Genomic DNA, 19,129 nt, shown 5'->3' with positions numbered 1-19,129 from the left:
TCATGCTCCGCCGCTCCGCTATCTGAAACAAGCTGACGATTAACGCTCTGTGCGATAGCTCCGGCCGTGGGGTGCCACCCTCCATCGTTTTGACCTATACTCTGCCGACAGTCAAAACAGTAGCAAAGTGGGTAACTCATGGAAATTGATCTCGACAACCTGGTGTTTAGCGGCCTGGAAGAAGCGGAAGAACGTAACGCTGAACGCCTGGATGAAGCGGACAAAAAAGCACAGGCGATTGTTGCCGATGATGATTGCGGCGATGCCTGCAAAATCTGATGATTAAACCGGCTAAAGAGGCCGGTTTTTTTTATCTGTAAACGACCTAAGCGGGCAAAAAACCCTTCAGCGTTTCCAGCAGCGCCTGCGCCGCTTTCGACAACTGCATATGTCCGGCGTGAATAACGCCAATACACTTTTCAATCGGCGGATCGCTTAATGGTAGACAAACCGCTCCCAGCGACTGCATCTGCGACTGGCATAACGCGGGCACCGCGCTGCCGCCCAGACCGCTGGCGACCATCCGCCCGACGGTGACCAACTGATGACTTTCCAGCGCCACGTCTAACTGGCTGCCGCTACGCGCCAGCTCTTCTTCCAACATCAAACGCACCGCCGACGGCCGCTGCAGGGTAATAAAATCCAGCGTCAGTAGTTCACGCCAGCTCAACTGCTTTTTGCTCGCCAAAGGCGACGTTTTTGGCACGATCGCCACAAAGCGATCCACCGCCAGCGGCGTAAACAACAGATTGTTGCCGGGCGATGGCTCAAACGCGATCCCCATCTCCACCCGGCCTTCGCGCACCATCTCAATGACCTGCTCATTAATCACGTCATGCACCGTGACGTTGACTCCCGCATAGCGGTCACGAAAGGCTTTAAGCACTTCCGGCAGCACGTTAGCGGCAAACGACGGCATGGCGGCAACGGAGATCTTTCCCCGTTGCAGGGTGAAACTTTGCCGCATCGCCTCTTCGGCATTATCCCAGTCCGCCAGCAGCTGGCGGGCCATCGGCAAAAAGGTCTCTCCCTCCTGGGTTAAGGTCACTTTGCGGGTGCTGCGTTGCAGCAATGCTCCGCCAAGCGCCTCTTCCAGCCCCTTAATGGTCAAACTCAGCGCCGGCTGCGACAGGTTCAGGCGCTCGCTGGCGTGGGCGAAATTAAGAGTGTGAGCTACCGCTAGAAACGCGCGTAACTGTTTGACACTCATTCTCATTTTTCTGCCTGTTAACTAATTGAAAGAATTTAGTTAACGATAAATTAATAAAAAAACCAAATGAGTGAGTCACAAATTCAAAATTATCAAATCAGTCCGCGCCCTTAATGATAGAGCCATCGCAAGGCAGGAGAAAAATGATGGCAGGACTGGATAAGCGCGTCGCCAGCTATGAAGCGGCGTTGGACGGATTAACCGATGGTATGACGTTACTGGCCGGCGGCTTCGGCCTGTGCGGCATCCCGGAAAACTTAATCGCCGAGGTCAAACGCCGCCAGGTACAGGGGCTGACGGTCGTCTCTAATAACTGCGGCGTTGATGGCTTTGGTCTCGGCATGCTGCTGGAAACTCGCCAGGTGCGCAAAGTCGTGGCTTCCTACGTGGGAGAAAACGCCCTCTTTGAACACCTGGTACTGAGCGGCGAGCTGGCGGTGGAACTGACCCCGCAAGGGACGCTTGCCGAGAAAATTCGCGCCGGCGGCGCCGGGATCCCCGGATTCTATACCGCGACCGGTTACGGCACGCCGGTGGCGGAAGGCAAAGAAGTGCGTCAGTTCGACGGTAAAAATTACATTCTCGAAGAAGCCATTCGCGGCGATTTCGCCCTTGTGAAGGGCTGGAAAGCCGACTGGTACGGCAACGTGGTCTACCGCCATACCGCGCAAAATTTTAACCCGTTGATGGCCACCGCCGGGCGCATCACGGTAGTGGAAGTCGAAGAAATCGTCGCGCCGGGCGAACTCCCCCCTTCCGCCATCCACACGCCCGGTATTTATGTCGACCGGCTGATCGTCGGGCAATTCGAAAAACGTATTGAACAGCGCACGCTGCGCGCCGGAGGGAACTGAACATGTTAACTCGCGAACAAATGGCGATGCGCGTCGCCCAGGAACTGCGCGACGGCGATTATGTCAATCTCGGTATCGGCATTCCCACGCTGGTCGCAAACTATATTCCCGCCGGTATTGAAGTGATGCTGCAGTCGGAAAACGGCCTGTTGGGGATGGGCGAATTTCCCGATGAGTCAACGCTTGATGCCGACATGATTAACGCCGGTAAGCAGACCGTTACCGCACAAATCGGGGCGGCTATCTTTGACTCAGCCCAGTCCTTCGCCATGATCCGCGGCGGCCACGTCGATCTCACGGTCCTTGGCGCTTTTGAAGTCGATGTCGCGGGTAATATCGCCTCGTGGATGATCCCAGGAAAAATGGTGAAAGGCATGGGCGGCGCCATGGATCTGGTGGCGGGCGCGCAAAACATCATCGTGGTGATGACTCACGCCTCGAAAAACGGCGAATCCAAGCTGCTGGCGCAGTGCACCCTGCCGCTCACCGGCGCGGGCTGTATTCGCCGGGTACTGACCGATCTCGCGCTGCTGGAAATTAGCGACGGCGCCTTTGTTCTGCGCGAATACGCCCCCGGCGTCAGCATTGACGAAATTGCCCATAAAACGGCTGGACGGCTGGTCATTGCCGATGACGTCCGCGAAATGCGCTTCAACTAAGGAGACAATATGAAAGAAGTCGCTATCGTCTGCGCGCTACGTACGCCAATCGGCAGTTTTCGCGGCGCCTTATCTTCCCTTTCCGCCGTCGAGCTTGGCGCCGCCGTAGTGCGTGGTTTGCTTGAACGCACACAGCTACCGGCCAGCGCCGTTGACGAACTGATTTTTGGCCAGGTATTAACTGCCGGCTGCGGACAGAATCCAGCGCGACAAACCGCGCTGCGCGCCGGGCTACCGGTTGAAACTCCGGCCGTTACCATCAATCTGGTTTGCGGTTCCGGGCTGAAAGCCGTGCAACAGGCAGTACAAGCCATTCGCAGCGGCGAGGCGGAGATCGCGATCGCCGGCGGCCAGGAGAGCATGAGCAATGCTCCGTATCTGGTTCAGGGGGCGCGCGATGGCCTGCGTTTCGGCCATGCCAGTATGCAGGACAGTATGATTCAGGACGGATTATGGGATGCGTTTAACGACTATCACATGGGCATCACCGCCGAGAATCTCGCCGACGCCTTTGACATCTCCCGCCCCCAGCAGGATGCCTTCGCCGCCCTTTCGCAGCGCAAAGCCGCCGCCGCGATAGCCGCCGGGCGCTTTCAGGCTGAGATAGTGCCGCTTAGCGTCCCTCAGGGTAAAAAAGCGCCGCGCATGGTGGACGCAGACGAACAGCCGCGCCCGGAAACCAGCGAACAACAGCTCGCGCAGTTACGCCCGGCCTTCCGCACGGAAGATGGCAGCGTCACCGCGGGCAATGCCTCTTCGCTCAACGATGGCGCGGCGGCAGTGGTATTGATGAGCGTCGATAAAGCGCGGCAGCTTGGGTTGCCGGTGCTGGCGCGAATAGTCAGCTCTGCGGTGGCCGGCGTCGATCCGTCCGTGATGGGTATCGGCCCGGTAAGCGCTTGCAGGAAGGCGCTGCAGCGCGCCGGCTGGTCGCTGGACGAGGTGGATCTCATCGAAGCCAACGAGGCCTTTGCCGTGCAGGCGCTGGCCGTTGGCAAATTGCTGGAGTGGGACAGCCAGAAAGTCAACGTCAACGGCGGCGCTATCGCGCTCGGCCACCCGATTGGCGCCTCAGGATGTCGCATTCTGGTTAGTCTGCTGCACGAGATGCAGCGCCGCGATGTCAACAAAGGCCTGGCGACGCTTTGCGTCGGCGGTGGTCAGGGTATCGCGATGACCATAGAACGTTAACAGGAGCCACTATGTTTACACCACAACTGGCGGTACTGGGCGCTGGCCTGATGGGCGTCGGCATCGCCTGCCATTTTGCCCGCCACGGCCACGCCGTACGCCTCTACGACACCGACCCGGCGCGCATTAGCGAGATCGAGAGCGTCGCCGCCGCCATTTTGCGCGAGCTCGAAGAGTGCGGGCAGTTTGACGCCGCTCAGCGTGCGTCGGTGCTCTCGCTCCTCTCCGGCACCACGGCATTAGGCGATCTTGCTGACGCGACCTTGCTGATCGAAGCGATTCCGGAACGTCTGGCGCTCAAGCACGCCTTATACCGCGAACTGGAAACGCTGATCGCCGACGAAGCCATCATCGCCAGCAACACCAGCGGACTACCGCCGGATCGGCTGGCGCAGGGTATGCAGCATCCGGAGCGCTTGTTAATCGCCCACTTCTGGCATCCGCCGCATTTTATCCCGCTGGTGGAAGTGGTGCCGGGTAGCGCTACCGTGGCGCATCTCGCCAACCAGGTCAGCGACTTTTTATCCTCCTGCGCGCTGGAAGCGGTGGTACTCAACCGCGCCGCGCCGGGGTTCGTCGGCAACCGACTACAGTTCGCCCTGCTGCGCGAAGCGCTGCATATCGTCAAGAGCGGCATCGCTTCGCCGGAAGTGGTCGACAAAGTGATGCGCGCCTCGCTCGGCCGCCGTTACGCGATGGTCGGCCCGCTGGAAGCCGCGGATATGACCGGTCTGGCGACGGTTCAGGATATCTGCCAGCACCTGCTGCCGGAACTGGCCACGGGCAGCGACATGATGTCGCTGGTCGCCGACAAGGTTGCGCAAGGCGATACCGGCGCCCGCAGCGGGCAAGGTTTTTATCGCTGGGATGAAACCCGGCAGAAACGAATACAGTCGCGCCGCGAACATCAGCTGCGCTATGCCCTGAAACCGTAACTTCTCGTTTTGTACCCCGACAATAACAATGATAGTGAGGAGTCGTAATGAGTGTGTTGATTGCCCTGGCCGCGTTGGCATTACTGATGCTGGCTGCGTATCGTGGATACAGCGTTATCCTGTTTGCCCCTATCGCCGCGCTTGGCGCGGTCCTGCTTACCGACCCGAGCGCGGTAGGCCCGACCTTTACCGGCCTGTTTATGGAAAAAATGGTCGGTTTCGTGAAGCTCTATTTTCCGGTATTTCTGCTCGGCGCCGTCTTTGGCAAGCTGATTGAACTATCGGGCTTCTCGCGCTCCATCGTCGCCGCCGCGATTCAGATTCTCGGGCGGCGACATGCGATCCCGGTGATTGTGCTGGTTTGCGCCCTGCTGACCTACGGCGGCGTTTCGCTGTTCGTGGTGGCTTTTGCGGTCTATCCCTTTGCCGCCGAACTGTTTCGCCAAAGCGGTATCCCGAAGCGGCTGATCCCGGCAACCGTCGCGCTGGGCGCGTTCTCATTCACCATGGATGCCCTGCCGGGCACCCCGCAGATCCAGAACATTATCCCCACCAGCTTTTTTGGCACCAACGCCTGGGCGGCCCCCTGGCTTGGGTTGATAGGTTCACTGTTTATCATCACCTTCGGTTTACTGTGGCTGGAACGACAGCGGCGTAAAGCGCTCGCGAATGGCGAGGGTTACGGTACCGATCTGCAAAACGAGCCGCAGACGCCGGATAACATCAATCTGCCGCATCCGCTGATCGCCATTGCCCCGCTGCTGCTGGTCGGCGTGCTGAACCTGCTGTTTACCCGCTGGATCCCGCAGTGGTATGGCGCCAGCCACGAACTGACTCTGCCTGGGCTTGCCAAACCCATCGTCACCGAGGTCGGTAAAATCACCGCTATCTGGGCCGTCGAGGCCGCGCTGCTGTCCGGTATCGTCGTGGTGCTGTTGTTCGGATTTCGCAATATCCGCGGCCGTCTGGCGGAAGGCAGCCGTACGGCGGTCGGCGGCGCGATCCTCGCGGCGATGAATACTGCCTCGGAATATGGTTTCGGCGCGGTGATTGCCGCCCTGCCGGGTTTCCTGGTGTTGTCGAAAGCCCTGACCGCTATTCCCAATCCCCTGTTAAACGAGGCGATTAGCGTGACCGTGCTGGCGGGGATCACCGGCTCCGCCTCCGGCGGAATGAGCATCGCGCTGGCGGCAATGTCCGATACCTTCGTGGCCGCCGCCCACGCCGCCAATATCCCGCTTGAGGTACTGCACCGCGTCGCGTCAATGGCCAGCGGCGGCATGGATACCCTGCCGCATAACGGCGCCGTCATCACGCTGCTGGCAATCACCGGCTTAAGCCATCGCCAGGCTTACGGCGGCATTTTCGCCATCACGCTCATCAAAAGCCTCGCGGTTCTGTTTGTCATTGCCGTGTTCTATTTAACCGGTATTGTCTGATGCCTGATTTAAGGAGTAACGAAATGAATTTGAACGGTAAAACAGCGCTGGTCACCGGCTCCACCAGCGGTATTGGTTTAGGCATTGCCAAAGTGCTGGCGCAGGCCGGCGCGCAGCTGGTGTTGAATGGTTTTGGCGACAGCACGAGCGCGCGTGCCGAGGTGGCCGCGCTGGGTAAAATTCCCGGCTATCACGATGCCGACCTGCGCGACGTCGGGCAAATTGAAGCGATGATGCGTTATACCGAAAGCGAATTTGGCGGCGTCGATATTGTGATTAATAACGCCGGTATCCAGCATGTGGCGCCGGTGGAGCAGTTCGCGGTGGAAAAATGGAACGATATTCTGGCGATAAATCTGTCCAGCGTCTTCCACACCAGCCGCCTGGCGCTGCCGGGCATGCGCGAGCGCAACTGGGGGCGGATTATTAATATTGCCTCCGTGCATGGGTTAGTCGCCTCAAAAGAGAAATCCGCCTACGTTGCCGCCAAGCATGGGGTGATTGGCTTTAGCAAAACGCTGGCGTTGGAGACCGCGCGTACCGGTATAACCTGCAACGCGATTTGCCCCGGCTGGGTGCTGACGCCGCTGGTTCAGCAGCAGATCGATAAACGTATCGCTGAGGGGGCCGACCCGGAGCAGGCCAGAGCGCAGCTGCTTGCCGAAAAACAACCTTCCGGAGAATTCGTGACGCCTCAGCAACTGGGGGAAATGGCGCTATTTTTATGCAGCGACGCCGCCGCGCAGGTGCGCGGCGCGGCGTGGAATATGGATGGCGGCTGGGTGGCGCAGTAACGGGTAACCCAACGGAGAAAAGATCAGCGTATCTCCGTTGGGTCGCGCTATGCGCCCCGGGAATTAGAACATCTCCAAAAATCGCTTCACCGTGCGCGAACGCTCGAAGCGCCGCCAGGCGATGGCAATATCAGTCTTGACCGGCGTCCCCTGTATCGATTGATAGCTGACGTTGGGCAGCGCGATGCAGGTCATCGACTGCGGCACCAGCGCGAAACCAAATCCGGCGTTAACCATACTCAGCGACGATGAAATCTGCGACGACTGCCTGGCGCGGTTCATATCGATACCGGCGCGCAGGCAGCTATTGAACACCAGCTCATACAAACCCGGCGCCACTTCGCGCGGGAAGAGGATCGGCGCGACGTCCCGCAACTGTTCCAGCGCCAGCGTCGGTTCCGCTGACAATGGATTATCGCGCGGCAGCGCAATGACCATTGGCTCTTCATCAATGATACGCAAGTTAAACGCCTTACTGCTTTCACACGGCAAACGGACAAAGGCGATATCGATCTCCGCCTCGCTCAGCGCCGCCATCAAATTCGCCATGTTGCCCTCCCGTTGATGGAGGACTACGCCTGGGTGATCGAGCTGAAAACGGTGCAGCAAGGTGAAGATTTGCGGATGGAAAGCATCAGAACTGGTAATGCCTAATGACAAGCTGCCGTTCATTCCGCGAGCAATGCCCTTGGCCTTTTCCAGCGCCGCATCGCTCAGCGCGAGGATTTGGCAGGCATCCTCATAAAAGGACTCCCCGGCTTCGGTCAGCTCCACCCCGCGGGTTAGCCGACACAACAGCGGAGTACCAACCTCACGCTCAAGTCGCTGAATTTGCTGACTTAACGGTGGCTGTGAGATACCCAGTTCTTTCGCTGCCCGGGTGAAGTGCCGCGTCCGGGCGACGGCGACAAAATAGCGTAGATAACGAAGTTCCATATCGAAAACGTCTCAAACCAGCATGGTTTCTATATTGGAACTGTGAGCTGAATCGGGTCAACCTTTATTTAACCTTTCTTATATTTGTTGAACGAGGAAGTGGCTCATGAATCATGCTTCAGATTGCACCTGCGAAGAGAGTCTGTGTGAAACGCTACGCGCGTTTTCCGCCCAGCATCCCGATAGCGTGCTATATCAAACTTCGCTGATGAGCGCCCTGCTCAGCGGCGTCTACGAAGGTACCACCACCATTGCGGACCTGCTGAAGCACGGCGATTTCGGCCTCGGCACCTTTAATGAACTCGACGGCGAGCTGATCGCGTTTAGCAGCCAGGTGTATCAACTGCGTGCCGACGGCAGCGCGCGTAAAGCGCGGCCGGAACAGAAAACGCCGTTTGCGGTGATGACCTGGTTCCAGCCGCAGTACCGTAAAACCTTTGACCATCCGGTCAGCCGCCAGCAGCTGCATGAGGTTATTGACCAGCAAATTCCTTCCGACAATCTGTTCTGCGCGCTGCGAATCGATGGTCATTTCCGCCACGCCCATACCCGCACCGTGCCGCGTCAGACGCCGCCCTACCGGGCGATGACCGACGTGCTCGACGATCAGCCGGTTTTCCGCTTTAACCAGCGTGACGGCGTACTGGTCGGTTTTCGTACCCCGCAGCATATGCAGGGAATTAACGTCGCCGGCTATCACGAACACTTCATTACCGATGACCGCCAGGGCGGCGGCCACCTGCTGAACTACCAGCTCGACCATGGGGTATTGACCTTCGGCGAAATTCATAAGCTGATGATCGACCTTCCCGCCGACAGCGCGTTCCTGCAGGCCAATCTGCATCCCGATAATCTCGATGCCGCCATCCGTTCAGTAGAAAGTTAGGAGGTTCACATGGACAAACAGTATCCGCTGCGCCAGTGGGCGCACGGCGCCGATCTGGTCGTCAGCCAACTGGAAGCGCAAGGCGTACGCCAGGTCTTCGGGATCCCCGGCGCTAAAATCGATAAGGTTTTCGACTCGTTACTGGACTCCTCAATCCGCATTATTCCGGTGCGCCACGAGGCCAACGCCGCCTTTATGGCCGCCGCGGTCGGGCGCATTACCGGCAAAGCGGGCGTCGCGCTGGTGACCTCCGGACCCGGTTGTTCCAACTTGATAACCGGGATGGCCACCGCTAACAGTGAAGGTGACCCGGTGGTGGCGCTGGGCGGCGCGGTCAAACGCGCCGATAAAGCCAAACAGGTACACCAGAGTATGGATACGGTGGCGATGTTCAGCCCGGTCACCAAATACGCCGTAGAAGTGACCTCGCCGGATGCGCTGGCCGAGGTGGTTTCCAATGCCTTTCGCGCCGCCGAGCAGGGTCGCCCGGGCAGCGCCTTCGTCAGCCTGCCGCAGGATGTCGTCGATGGCCCGGCGACCGGCAAAGTGCTGCCCGCCAGCAGCGCGCCGCAGATGGGCGCCGCGCCTGACGAGGCAATCAATCAGGTTGCGAAGTTGATTACCCAGGCGAAGAATCCGGTGTTCCTGCTTGGATTAATGGCCAGCCAGACGGAAAACAGCGCCGCGCTGCATCGTTTGCTGGAAACCAGCCATATTCCGGTCACCAGCACCTATCAGGCCGCCGGGGCGGTCAATCAGGATAACTTCTCGCGCTTCGCCGGGCGCGTCGGGCTGTTTAACAATCAGGCCGGTGACCGCTTATTGCAACTGGCCGACCTGGTTATCTGCATCGGCTATAGCCCGGTGGAATACGAACCGGCGATGTGGAACAGCGGCAACGCGACGCTGGTACATATCGACGTGCTGCCCGCCTATGAAGAGCGTAACTACACGCCGGATGTCGAGCTGGTGGGCGACATCGCCGGCACGCTGAACAAGCTGGCGCAAAATATCGATCATCGGCTGGTGCTCTCGCCGCAGGCCGCTGAAATCCTCCACGACCGCCAGCATCAGCGCGAACTGCTCGATCGCCGCGGGGCGCAGTTGAATCAGTTTGCCCTGCATCCGCTGCGCATCGTTCGCGCCATGCAGGATATCGTCAACAGCGACGTCACGCTGACGGTCGATATGGGGAGCTTCCATATCTGGATCGCCCGCTATCTCTACAGCTTCCGCGCCCGTCAGGTGATGATCTCCAACGGTCAGCAAACCATGGGCGTCGCCCTGCCGTGGGCCATCGGGGCCTGGCTGGTCAATCCGCAGCGCAAAGTGGTCTCGGTCTCCGGCGATGGCGGTTTTCTGCAATCCAGCATGGAGCTGGAAACGGCGGTCCGCCTGAAAGCCAACATCCTGCATCTTATCTGGGTCGATAACGGCTACAACATGGTCGCTATCCAGGAAGAGAAAAAATATCAACGCCTGTCCGGCGTCGAGTTCGGTCCTATGGATTTTAAAGCCTATGCCGAATCCTTCGGCGCGAAAGGGTTTGCGGTGGAAAGCGCTGAGGCGCTGGAGCCGACGCTACGCGCGGCGATGGACGTCGACGGCCCGGCGGTGGTCGCCATCCCCGTGGATTACCGCGATAACCCGCTGCTGATGGGCCAGCTACACCTGAGTCAAATTCTTTAAGTCATCACAAAAGGAAATGGAAATGAAAAAAGTCGCACTTGTCACCGGCGCCGGTCAGGGCATTGGTAAAGCTATCGCGTTACGCCTCGTGAAGGACGGTTTTGCCGTGGCGATCGCCGATTACAATGACGTCACAGCGAAAGCCGTGGCGGATGAAATCAACCAGCACGGTGGGCGAGCAATCGCGGTCAAAGTCGATGTTTCCGACCGTGAGCAGGTGTTTGCCGCCGTCGAACAGGCGCGAAAAACGCTGGGCGGATTCAACGTCATCGTCAATAACGCCGGGGTCGCGCCATCAACGCCTATCGAATCCATTACGCCGGAGATTGTCGACAAGGTCTACAACATCAACGTTAAAGGGGTGATCTGGGGGATTCAGGCGGCAGTCGAGGCCTTTAAAAAAGAGGGGCACGGCGGCAAAATCATCAACGCCTGTTCGCAGGCCGGACACGTCGGCAACCCGGAACTGGCGGTCTACAGCTCGAGCAAATTCGCCGTACGCGGTTTAACGCAAACCGCCGCTCGCGACCTGGCGCCGCTGGGTATTACCGTTAACGGCTACTGCCCGGGGATTGTGAAAACCCCGATGTGGGCCGAGATCGATCGTCAGGTATCCGAAGCGGCGGGTAAACCTCTGGGCTACGGAACTGCCGAATTCGCCAAACGCATCACCCTCGGCCGCCTGTCTGAGCCAGAAGATGTCGCCGCCTGCGTCTCTTATCTCGCCAGCCCGGATTCCGATTATATGACCGGTCAATCGCTGCTGATCGATGGCGGGATGGTATTCAATTAATAAAAAATAAGCTCTGACATGGTTTGCCCCTGCCTGTTCGCAGGGGCTTTTTTTCGTCTGTTACGCCGTTATTTTGCCGGGTGGCGGCTACGCCTTACCCGGCCTACCGTTCGCGCGGTCACTGCCATTTGTAGCCCCGGTAAGCGACAGCGCGACCGGGGAGTTGTGCAGAAAAAGCAAATATTTACCGCGCCTGCTGCTGCGCCTGCGCCAGCTGGCGGGCAATCGCCTCGCGGCGGGCATCGCCCTCCGGCAACAACATCAGCAACTGCTGTAGCGCCGCTACCGCCTGCGGATAGTCTTCATTGCGTACCGCGCTGAGCGCCAGCATCTCCAGCACCGGCAGGTTTTTCGGCTGCCGCTGATGCAGATCGCGCAGCAACAGCTCGCCCATCCGCATCTGCGCGTTATCGCCCGCCCGCACCAGCGCGCTGGCATAATCAAAACTTGCCGCCGGGTCATCCGGCGCCAGCTTATGCGCCCGTCCAAAAGCGCCGATCGCCGTCTCGCCATCGTTTAGCAGCAGGCCAAGCCGCCCAAGCAGTTGCCAGCCGGCAAGATCGTCAGGGCTAGCCTGCAGATGGCTGCGCAGCCCAAGCCGCAGCTGGGCCAACTCATCCATCCGCAGCGGCGCCGCGGTCGGATCTTTCGCCTGCGCCAGCAGCGCGGGATAATGGCGCTCGCTCTGTCGCCACAGCAGCACCTGACCCACATCGCTGGTTTTCAGATACAGCCCGCCGCTGACGAAGACCAATAACAGCGCCCCCGGTAGCAGCAACCAGCGGCTAAGCGGCCGAACGCGCGTTGGTTCCTGCTGCGAGATATCCGCCAGCAACGTACGTTGCAGCTCGACGATCATCGCCTCATTACCGTCAGTACGTTCCTGCTCCAGTTCGCGCAGTCGGGACTGGTACAGCGAGCGGTTAATGTCATTGCGATCCACTGCTGTTTTCTGTTGCCGCGACCGGCGGTAACGCGGATCGAGCATACAGCACAGCCCACCCAGCGCCATCAGTACGCCGCCGTACCAGATCCAGCGTACGAACGGTTTGTAGTACAGACGCACCGCCCAGCTGCCATCATCCAGTTCTTCACCCAGCGCGGCGTAAAGATCGCGGGTAAACCCGCCGCTGATGGCCGCTTCAGTCATCATCATCCGGCTGGCGGTGTAAAAGCGTTTTTCGGCATACAGCATGGCTTCCGGGCGACCATTGCGGCTGACGGCAATCACGCCCTCACCGCCGCTCCAGTTCGGCCCGACGATATTACGCACGCCCTTGAAGACGAAGTGATAACGATGAATATCGAGGCTGTCGCCAGCCCGCATGCGGACATCGCGCTCGATGCTATAGTTCTGGCTGAAGGTGATGCCAATGACGGTTACCGCCACGCCAACATGGCCGAGCGCCATGCCCCACTGGCTGCGGGTTAAGGTACGCAGGCCGCGCCAGAAGCCGTGGCGATGCGTGGCCCGTTCATGGACTTCAATCAGCGCGAAGATAAGCACCCACAGCGCCATCATCAGGCCGATAACCGCCATCGCGGTGATGCGGTCCTGAAGAAGCCATGGTAAGACCAGAGAAAGTGACAACGTCACAAGAAGCGATATCGCCAGTCGTTTAAGCTGTTTACGTGGCTCATCGCGGCGCCAACGAATCAGCGGCCCTAGCCCCAGCAGCAGTGCAAACGGCGCCATCAGCGCGGTGAACATGGTATTGAAGAACGGTTCGCCGATCGATATCGTCCCCAGCCCCAACGCTTTATGCACCAACGGTAGCAGCGTGCCTAACAGCACCACCAGCATCGCAGCCATCAGCAGAATATTGTTGCCAAGCAGGAACGACTCGCGCGACCAGAGCGTATGTTCCACTCGCGCCCGCACTCGCCCGCCTTTCACCGCATACAGCAGCAGCGAGCCGCCAATCGCGAGGGTCAACAAAGCCAGTATAAACATCCCGCGCGCCGGATCGGAGGCAAAGGAGTGCACCGATACCAGCACGCCAGATCGCACAAGGAAAGTCCCCAACAGGCATAGCGAAAACGCAGCCAGCGCCAGCAGCACGGTCCAGGCGCGGAAGCTGCCGCGCTTTTCGGTTACCGCCAGTGAATGCAGCAACGCGGTGCCAACCAGCCACGGCATAAACGAGGCATTTTCCACCGGGTCCCAGAACCACCAGCCGCCCCAGCCCAGTTCGTAATAGGCCCACGCCGAGCCCAGCACGATCCCAAGTGTCAGGAACATCCACGCCGCCTGCGTCCACGGGCGCGACCACCGCGCCCACGCGGTATCCAGCCGTCCCGCCAGCAGTGACGCAATCGCGAAGGCGAAGGCCACCGAGAAGCCAACGTAGCCCATGTAGAGGATCGGTGGATGAAAAATCATCCCAATATCCTGCAGCATAGGATTGAGATCGCGGCCATCTACGGGATACAGCGGCAGGCTGCGGCTGAACGGATTGGAGGTGAACAGGATAAATAGCAGGAAACCGAAGGCGATCATCCCCATCACCGCCAGCACCCGCGCTACCGCGTCGGGCGGCATCTGGCGACTGAAGATCGCGACGGCGAACGTCCACACGCTGAGCAGCAGCACCCACAGCAGCAAAGAGCCTTCGTGCGCTCCCCAGGTAGCCGCCACCCGGTACCACACCGGCAGCGCGCTGTTGGAGTTTTCCGCCACGTAGCGGATGGTGAAGTCATTGATTACAAAGGCATGCACCAGCAGCGCAAACGCGCCGATGATGCAGATAAACAGCGCACAGGCCAGCGGCCGGGCTAATGCCATCAGCCATCGTTCCTGACGCGCCGCGCCCCATAGCGGAAAGATACTTAGCAGCAGCGCCAGCCCCGCCGCCAGACACAGCAGGTAGTTGCCCAGTTCCGGCATCATGGCTGTGTCCCCTGTTGTTCAGGTGTCATCACGTTTTTTACCTCAGGCGGGGCGAATCCAGTGCCCCGCCCCGGCCCAGTTACTCTGCAGCAGCCGGCAGTTTCGAGACGTCGGCGTTACCTAACGCCTTCTCGTCGCGAATCATCGACTTATCTTTTCGTACTTTCGCCACATCGCTGGCGCTCACCGGCGGCGCGTTGTTGCCCCAACTGGTGCGGATGAAGTTGACCACATCCGCAACCTGTTGATCGTCAAGACGCCAGCCGAATGACGGCATAGTCAGGTTCGAGACCGCATCCTTCACCGCCGGCGTGGTGTTGCCGGTCAGAATGATGTGAATCAGCGAGGTCGCATCTTCGGTCTGTACCACCGGGTTGCCTTTCAACGACGGGAAAGCGCGTTTATAACCGACGCCGTCGGTACGGTGGCAGGCAGCGCAGTTATCGACGTACAGCGCCGCGCCGGTTTTGCTGTCATCGCCTTTCCACAGATCTTTCGCCACGCTATCTTCCACCGGAGCTGGCGTCTGTTTACCGCCGCGCGGCGGTAACGACTTCAGATAGCGGGCAATAGCGGTGATATCGTCATTGGAGAGATACTGCAGGCTGTGCTCAACCACGTCGCTCATGCCGCCGAAGACCACGGATTTATCATTGCGCCCGGTTTTCAGGAACTCGGCCAGTTCAGCTTCGCTCCAGCTTCCCAGCCCGTCGCGATTTTCACCGCGCAGGCTGGATGCCACCCAACCGTCAATCGGCGCATTGCTACCCGCCAGGTAGTTATCACCTTCGCTTTCGCTAAGCGCTTTTTCCTGCATCGTCAGGCTACGCGGGGTGTGGCAGGCGCCGCAGTGGCCAAGCCCTTCCACCAGGTAACGGCCGCGCTCCAGTACCGGGTCCACCTGCGGATTGGCGACAAAGTCGCTCGGGGACGGAGCGAAGATGCCGCGCCAGAACGCCAGCGGCCAGCGCATCGACAGCGGCCACGGAATGTCCGTGTCTTTGTTGGCGACGTTAACCGGCTCCACGCCGTGCATAAAGTAGGCGTACATGGCGCGCATATCCGCTTCGTTGATACGGGCGAAGGAAGGATACGGCATCGCCGGATAGAGCGTTGAGCCGTCTTTACGCACGCCTTTACGCACCGCATCGTCAAACTCTTCGAAGGTATAACCGCCAATACCATGCGCTTTGTCCGGCGTGATGTTGGTGGAATAAATGGTGCCGATCGGCGTTTCCATCGGCAGACCACCGGCAAAAGGTTTGCCCTCTTTACCGTTGGTGTGGCAGGCCACGCAGTCGCCGGCACGCGCCAGATATTCGCCCTGCTTAATCAGATTACTGTCCGCAGGCGCCTCTTCGGCGAACGCCGCGCAGCTTAACGCACCGAGAACCAGTGCCGATAACCATTGCATTTTCATGATTTGCTTTCCCTTATGCCTGCACCAATGGACCCGGATTTCTCAGGTACTGTTCGCGGATAGCCTTCGCCGACCAGTAGGCCAGCGCAGCAACGGTCCCCGTCGGGTTGTAGCCCAGCCCCTGCGGGAAAGCGGAAGCGCCGATGACGAAGACGTTATGCACGTCCCAGCTCTGCAGATAACGGTTCACCGCGCTGGTTTTCGGATCTTCGCCCATCACCGCGCCGCCGTTCATATGGGTGGTCTGGTAGCTGGTGGTGTCAAAGTGGCTATTGGCGTTTTTCGGGCTGCCGAGCATATATTTCGGCTTCATCGCTTTGGCGATCGGTGCCATCTTATCGAACATAAACTGCGCCATCTTGATGTCGTTTTCCTGCCAGTCGAAGGTCATGCGCAGCAGCGGCTGACCAAAGACGTTTTTGTAGTTCGGATCGAGATCGAGATAGTTCTGGCGATAGGACTGATGCGCGCCGTGGGCATCCATCGACAGGTGGTGGGTGTAGGTGTCGGCCACCGCCGATTTCCATTTACTGCCCCACGCCGGGGTACCCGGAGGCACCGGCACGCCGGAGATCGGTTTAGTCCCCGCCTGGTTGACCCAGAACGGCGAACCGCCGACGAAGCCCGCCGCGCCGTGATCGAAGTTATCGGCGTTGAAGTCATCGACGCCGACGCCGTTGCCGCCCGCGCCGATGAACGGGTTGGTGAAGGTATCTTTATCGAAAATAGCCTTGATAGTGGTCATGTTCTGATAGGCGAAGTTACGCCCGACCACCCCTTCGCCCGTCTCAGGATTGTACGGTTTACCGATCCCGGAAAGCAGCATCAGATGCACGTTATGGAACTGGAAGGCGCCGATAATCACCAGATCCGCCGGCTGTTCCATTTCACGGCCCTGACCGTCGACATAGGTCACACCGGTGGCGCGGGATTTATCGTCGGTCAGATTGACCTTCAGCACGTTGGCGTTGGTACGCAGTTCAAAGCGTTTTTCCTGGCGCAGCGCCGGCAGGATGTTCACGTTCGGCGAGGCTTTCGAATACATGTAGCAGGCGTAGCCGCTGCAGAAACCGCAGAAGTTACACGGCCCCATCTGCGCGCCATACGGGTTGGTATAGGAGTCGGAGGTGTTTGCGGAAGGCAGGTTATAGGGATGATAGCCCACTTCCAGCGCCGCTTTTTCAAACAGCTGCGCCGACCAGGTATTTTTCTGCGCCGGCAGCGGGAAATCGTCCGAGCGATCCGGCGCGAAGGCGTTACCGCCGCGGCCTTTACCGACAACCTTCCCTTTAACCGACCAGGCGGTACCGGAGGTGCCAAAGACTTTTTCCGCTTTATCGAAGAACGGTTCCAGTTCGTCGTAGGTGACGCCGAAATCCTGGATGATCATATCCTGGGGAATGAAGTTTTTGCCGTAACGCTCTTCATAATGGCTGCGCATACGAAGTTCGATCGGATCGACGCGGAAATGCACGCCGGACCAGTGCAGACCCGCGCCGCCAACGCCGGTCCCCGGCAGGAAGGCGGCCAGTTGGCGATAGGGTACCGCCTGCTGGCTGGTGTTGTGACGAATCGTCACCGTGCTTTTAGAGAGATCCTGGAACAGCTTGCGGCGGATGTTATAGGTCAGCTCATCGATAACCTGCGGATAAGCGCCGTCCGGCCAGGTATCGCGCATCGGGCCGCGCTCCAGCGCGACGACGTTGAGCCCCGCTTCCGTCAGCTCTTTGGCCATAATCGCGCCAACCCAGCCGAAGCCAACGATCGCTACATCGGTTTTTTTCAATACGGTCGCCATGATTACGCCCTCTCCCCATTAATTGATACCGGCGGGAAGGGATAGCGTTCGCCTCGTTCAACCCAGTCCATAAAGTCGGCGCGCGCGCCGGGAAAATTAATCAGCGTCCAGCCGACCATGCCCTTATTGCCGCCATGGATAGGGTCGCTGAAGAAGCCTTCGCGGGTGTTTTGCAACAGATAGGAGAAAAACAGCGAGGCCGGCAGCTGTTTGAACTGCGCCTTGCCGGATTCCCACAGACCGAGCGCCTCATCCTGCTGTTCGCCGCTCAGTTCAGCAAAGCTCTTGTGATACTGGTTTTGACACCACTCTTCGGCATCGGCGATACCGAGGTTATAAATCTGCTTTGGTACCAGCGGCAGCTGGTAGCCCATCTCTTTCGGCACGTCGGGGTTAAATGGCCCCTGCATATACCAGATGGAACCGGTGGCATAAGGGGTGTTGAGCTGGCGGTCGATAAACTCCGGCACACCGGCCTCTTTAGCACCTGGACCGAGTTCATCGGCTGGGATTAAGCGAGCGACGGCGGCGTTGATAAACAGCCACTCACGATCGTTGAAGAATTGCGGCTTCCAGTCGCTGGATGCGGCGTTGCCACCGGCAGAGGGTGCGGAAGCCGCCTGCGCCGTGGCGCTCGTCGCCACGCCAATGGCGCCCACGCTACCGCCGCCGATGACGACCGTTGGAATCAAGGCCATTGATTTTACTAAAAAATCACGCCTCGAATTGTTGGTTTTCTCGCTCGACATAATCACATTCCTGTCAATTAAATTACTGTTTTGACGCTTACAAGCCCAGCAAATCTCGCTCTGGTACCGATACCATTCAGCGATTACGCAACAGACCCTCTGGCTCTGGCCAATAAGACGTACAATAAATCGCCAATAGCGATAAGATTTATAGGGTTATCGTTTGGATATTAGACGATTCTCAACGCAACGCGGGAAAATGGCGCAAATATTCACCGGGTTGTCACGATAAGATCGGGCATTTAATAACCTGAGTGCGGTAAGTCATGCGGAAATTACGCGCCTTTGGTTTTACCAAAGCGCCAATAAAGGGTGATATGTATCACATTTGTTATTTTTTGTTTATGGTACATGGCAGATTAAGCACCTGTAAATACTCGCTTAATGAATAATTAAACAATTCGAGCTGTTAAATTAGTTAATCACCGTTGTTAATTAAATCGATACTGGTTCGCTTATCAATTTAACGACACGGTGATGTCGTACAGATATTCCCAACCACAAGGAGAATTTATGTTCGATCATGTCAAATTTGGCGTCAGTGATTATGCCGCGAGCAAGGCATTCTTTTTACAGGCGCTGGCGCCGCTCGGCGTGACGCTGGCAGGCGAAGGCGAGCCGGCTTACGGCGCGGAGCTAGCCGGGGCGAACGATGCCTCTTTATGCCTCTATCAAAGCGAAGATAAACCCGCGCCGCTGCATATCGCCTTTTGCGCCGACAGCCGCGAGCAGGTTGATGCCTTCTGGCACGCGGCGCTGGCCGCCGGAGGCAAGGATAACGGCGCGCCGGGATTACGACCTAATTACCACGCCAATTACTACGCCGCCTTTGTCATTGCGCCAGATGGACACAATATCGAAGCGGTGTGTCATCTGACGCCCTGAG

17 protein-coding genes and 1 pseudogene are annotated in these 19,129 nt (G+C 58.7%); 11 read left to right on the top strand and 7 right to left on the bottom strand.

Annotation, left to right across the window (positions count from 1 at the left end; translation table 11 throughout):
• Positions 1–138: 138 nt before the first annotated feature.
• Complete coding sequence (locus tag PGR29_RS12490) at positions 139–279, top strand: hypothetical protein (RefSeq protein ID WP_015705194.1); 141 nt, start codon at positions 139–141, stop codon at positions 277–279.
• A gap of 46 nt (positions 280–325) precedes the next feature.
• Here the strand turns inward: PGR29_RS12490 and PGR29_RS12485 are convergent, their stop codons facing one another.
• Positions 326–1,216 (bottom strand): LysR family transcriptional regulator, encoded by an 891-nt coding sequence (locus PGR29_RS12485; RefSeq protein WP_020079025.1) that lies wholly within the window; start codon positions 1,214–1,216, stop codon positions 326–328.
• 140 nt (positions 1,217–1,356) lie between these two features.
• Between PGR29_RS12485 and PGR29_RS12480 the strand changes: the two genes are divergently transcribed.
• Genes PGR29_RS12480 through PGR29_RS12455 form a run of 6 tightly spaced genes read left to right on the top strand, consistent with a single transcriptional unit; the run spans position 1,357 to position 7,082 of the window.
• Entirely contained in the window at positions 1,357–2,064 is a 708-nt protein-coding gene (locus PGR29_RS12480) for a CoA transferase subunit A (RefSeq protein WP_087857860.1), read from the top strand.
• A 2-nt stretch (positions 2,065–2,066) separates the two neighbouring features.
• Positions 2,067–2,723 carry a CoA transferase subunit B gene (locus PGR29_RS12475; RefSeq protein ID WP_087857861.1) on the top strand — a complete coding sequence of 219 codons (657 nt, stop codon included), beginning with the start codon at positions 2,067–2,069 and terminating at the stop codon, positions 2,721–2,723.
• 9 nt (positions 2,724–2,732) lie between these two features.
• Complete coding sequence (locus PGR29_RS12470) at positions 2,733–3,914, top strand: acetyl-CoA C-acetyltransferase (RefSeq protein ID WP_087857862.1); 1,182 nt, start codon at positions 2,733–2,735, stop codon at positions 3,912–3,914.
• Between the two features lie 11 nt (positions 3,915–3,925).
• Positions 3,926–4,849, top strand: a complete 924-nt coding sequence (locus PGR29_RS12465; protein WP_087857863.1) for a 3-hydroxyacyl-CoA dehydrogenase family protein — start codon at positions 3,926–3,928, stop codon at positions 4,847–4,849.
• A gap of 47 nt (positions 4,850–4,896) precedes the next feature.
• Positions 4,897–6,288 carry a GntP family permease gene (locus PGR29_RS12460; RefSeq protein WP_045397687.1) on the top strand — a complete coding sequence of 464 codons (1,392 nt, stop codon included), beginning with the start codon at positions 4,897–4,899 and terminating at the stop codon, positions 6,286–6,288.
• A 23-nt stretch (positions 6,289–6,311) separates the two neighbouring features.
• The gene (locus tag PGR29_RS12455) at positions 6,312–7,082 is read left to right on the top strand and encodes a 3-hydroxybutyrate dehydrogenase (RefSeq protein WP_015366937.1); all 771 of its coding nucleotides are present in this window, start codon (positions 6,312–6,314) and stop codon (positions 7,080–7,082) included.
• A 63-nt stretch (positions 7,083–7,145) separates the two neighbouring features.
• Here PGR29_RS12455 and PGR29_RS12450 read toward each other — a convergent pair whose 3' ends face one another.
• Positions 7,146–8,018 (bottom strand): LysR family transcriptional regulator, encoded by an 873-nt coding sequence (locus PGR29_RS12450; RefSeq protein WP_316424629.1) that lies wholly within the window; start codon positions 8,016–8,018, stop codon positions 7,146–7,148.
• 106 nt (positions 8,019–8,124) lie between these two features.
• On the opposite strand from PGR29_RS12450, the gene budA reads away from it, so the two are divergent.
• From budA to PGR29_RS12435, 3 genes are read left to right on the top strand one after another with little or no spacing between them, the layout of a single operon-like run.
• Positions 8,125–8,904 (top strand): acetolactate decarboxylase, encoded by a 780-nt coding sequence (gene budA, locus PGR29_RS12445; protein WP_316424628.1) that lies wholly within the window; start codon positions 8,125–8,127, stop codon positions 8,902–8,904.
• Positions 8,905–8,913: 9 nt separating this feature from the next.
• Positions 8,914–10,593 (top strand): acetolactate synthase AlsS, encoded by a 1,680-nt coding sequence (gene alsS, locus PGR29_RS12440; protein ID WP_316424627.1) that lies wholly within the window; start codon positions 8,914–8,916, stop codon positions 10,591–10,593.
• A gap of 22 nt (positions 10,594–10,615) precedes the next feature.
• Positions 10,616–11,386, top strand: a complete 771-nt coding sequence (locus PGR29_RS12435; protein WP_015366942.1) for a (S)-acetoin forming diacetyl reductase — start codon at positions 10,616–10,618, stop codon at positions 11,384–11,386.
• 184 nt (positions 11,387–11,570) lie between these two features.
• Here the strand turns inward: PGR29_RS12435 and PGR29_RS24985 are convergent, their stop codons facing one another.
• From PGR29_RS24985 to PGR29_RS12415, 5 genes and pseudogenes are all read right to left on the bottom strand, one after another.
• Positions 11,571–12,089, bottom strand: a complete 519-nt coding sequence (locus tag PGR29_RS24985) for a tetratricopeptide repeat protein (protein ID WP_419471476.1) — start codon at positions 12,087–12,089, stop codon at positions 11,571–11,573.
• A 27-nt stretch (positions 12,090–12,116) separates the two neighbouring features.
• A pseudogene (ccmI, locus tag PGR29_RS12430) lies at positions 12,117–14,276 on the bottom strand (c-type cytochrome biogenesis protein CcmI); the annotation flags it as partial.
• A gap of 79 nt (positions 14,277–14,355) precedes the next feature.
• Complete coding sequence (locus tag PGR29_RS12425; protein WP_164513135.1) at positions 14,356–15,699, bottom strand: c-type cytochrome; 1,344 nt, start codon at positions 15,697–15,699, stop codon at positions 14,356–14,358.
• A gap of 10 nt (positions 15,700–15,709) precedes the next feature.
• Positions 15,710–17,494 (bottom strand): GMC family oxidoreductase, encoded by a 1,785-nt coding sequence (locus PGR29_RS12420; RefSeq protein WP_015366945.1) that lies wholly within the window; start codon positions 17,492–17,494, stop codon positions 15,710–15,712.
• Positions 17,495–17,496: 2 nt separating this feature from the next.
• Positions 17,497–18,246 (bottom strand): gluconate 2-dehydrogenase subunit 3 family protein, encoded by a 750-nt coding sequence (locus PGR29_RS12415; RefSeq protein WP_183269031.1) that lies wholly within the window; start codon positions 18,244–18,246, stop codon positions 17,497–17,499.
• Between the two features lie 510 nt (positions 18,247–18,756).
• Between PGR29_RS12415 and PGR29_RS12410 the strand changes: the two genes are divergently transcribed.
• Positions 18,757–19,128, top strand: coding sequence for a VOC family protein (locus PGR29_RS12410; RefSeq protein ID WP_063402548.1), 372 nt, complete (start codon positions 18,757–18,759; stop codon positions 19,126–19,128).
• Position 19,129: the final 1 nt, after the last annotated feature.

It is taken from the genome of Klebsiella sp. 141203 (assembly GCF_032601985.1).
Lineage (GTDB): Bacteria > Pseudomonadota > Gammaproteobacteria > Enterobacterales > Enterobacteriaceae > Klebsiella > Klebsiella aerogenes.
This window is presented reverse-complemented; position numbering and strand designations above follow the sequence as displayed.